This is a genomic window from Nonomuraea lactucae (assembly GCF_003313395.1).
Classification (GTDB): domain Bacteria; phylum Actinomycetota; class Actinomycetes; order Streptosporangiales; family Streptosporangiaceae; genus Nonomuraea; species Nonomuraea lactucae.
Genome location: NZ_QNFZ01000530.1, coordinates 1 through 1,564 on the forward strand (window position 1 = coordinate 1; position 1,564 = coordinate 1,564).

Below are 1,564 nucleotides of genomic sequence, written 5' to 3' on the forward strand. Positions count from 1 at the left end.
TGTCCGAGCCGGGCGGCGAGGGTGGTTTCTCGTTTGACGGTTTTGCCGACGTCGTAGCGAGGTGCAGGTCGGCGGTTCGTGGAGCCGGCTGGCCGCCCGGGGCCGGGCTTGCCCGGTTTCGGTGCGCCGGCGGGGCAGGTGGTCTTCGTGCGGATGTTCCGAAAGCCCCGCCGGACCCGGGCCGGGGTGAGGCGGCCGGGAGCGGCGGGCCGTTCCCAGGGGCGGCGGAGATCCTCGGCCAGGGGACGGGCCAAGCGGAGTTGGGTGTGCGCGACGATGATCAGCCAGGTCCACCGGTCGGCGGCCGTTGGGGTGCGGATCTTGGGGACGGTCCAGCCCAGGACCTGCTTGTAGAACCGGAAGGTGTGTTCCAGGTCGAACCTGCGCAGGAACGTCTGCCAGAGCCGGTCGACCTGTTCTGCGGTCAGGCCGGTGCGCGAGGACCATAGCCACACCGGCTTGGGCTCGTTGCTGCCGGACAGGCGCTCGACCTGGAGCCGGATCAGCGTGCCTTCCAGGATCGGCAGTTCGCCCTGGTGGTCCAGCCAGGCCGCGCGGCGGGTGAGCCGGGGATGCAGTCGATCCCACGCGGCGGCGGTGGCGGTGCCATAGCGGGTGGTGTCGGTGGTTGTGGTGATGTGTGGGGCGGGCCAGGTGGTGGCGTCGCTGAGCGCGAACGGGCCGCCGTGTTTGGGCGGGCGGCCGTTGGTTCCAGGAAGGCGCGGTGGTGCCGGGAACTGCAAGACTCGGTCGGAGCGGATGCGTCCCAGCAGTTCCACGGGCAGATCGGCGAGCAGGAACGCCAGCCGGGTCACGTCGTAGCCGGAGTCGGCCACGATGAGGATGTCTGCGTCACCCGGCCGCCACTGGCCGGCCTCCAGCAGCCGCTGGACCACCTCGCGCAACTGTGCGGCGGTGACCGCGGTGGCGTCGTCTTCGGGGCTAAGGCGGACCGCGTCCAGCATCGCGGTCCAGGATGTGCGGCCGCTCTCCAGCGCCGCGACGAACGAGTACGGCCAGCCGGGGATGAACTGCGAGGCGCTCTTGGCCCGTCCGTAGACGTGACAAAACAGCCGTTCGGCGCTGGTAGGGGCGTCCGAGCGCAGCCACGGGCTGACATCGATTGCCAGCACGATCCGCCCGTCGGCGGCCCGCGGCAACGGTAAGGCCGCCAGCGACCGGCGCAACCGGGCCACCTCGATCCGGCCGCAGTTCAACCCGTCGTACAACGCGCCATGACCACGCCGATGCTCAGGCGCCAACGCCAGATCCACCAGCGTCTTGACCGGCCCGTCGGTACACAGCAGTGCCTCGGCCAGCTCGAACAGCGCATCGGCTCGCGCGCTCAGGCAGTCATAGAAGCCGGTCCGAAACCGGGACAACACGGCTAGGGACTCGACACGGGCAGCCTCGTTCAGCACACTCATCCTCACGGCCTTGGAGTGATCGTCAGCGTCTTCAGCAACGCACATGATCACGCCAAGGCCGTCTCGCTGTCCCGCAAACGGCCGAACCTCCATCGAGCTCAACGGGCCGGCCGACGAGAGAGGTTAAAGATCAAGCT

Annotated in this window: 1 protein-coding gene; it reads right to left on the bottom strand. The window is 69.4% G+C overall.

From position 1 onward, the window contains the following. Positions 1 to 1,520: NF041680 family putative transposase (locus tag DQW85_RS23290; RefSeq protein ID WP_240197369.1), on the bottom strand; the 1,520-nt coding region annotated here is incomplete at its 3' end. Between the last annotated feature and the right edge of the window lie 44 nt (positions 1,521 to 1,564).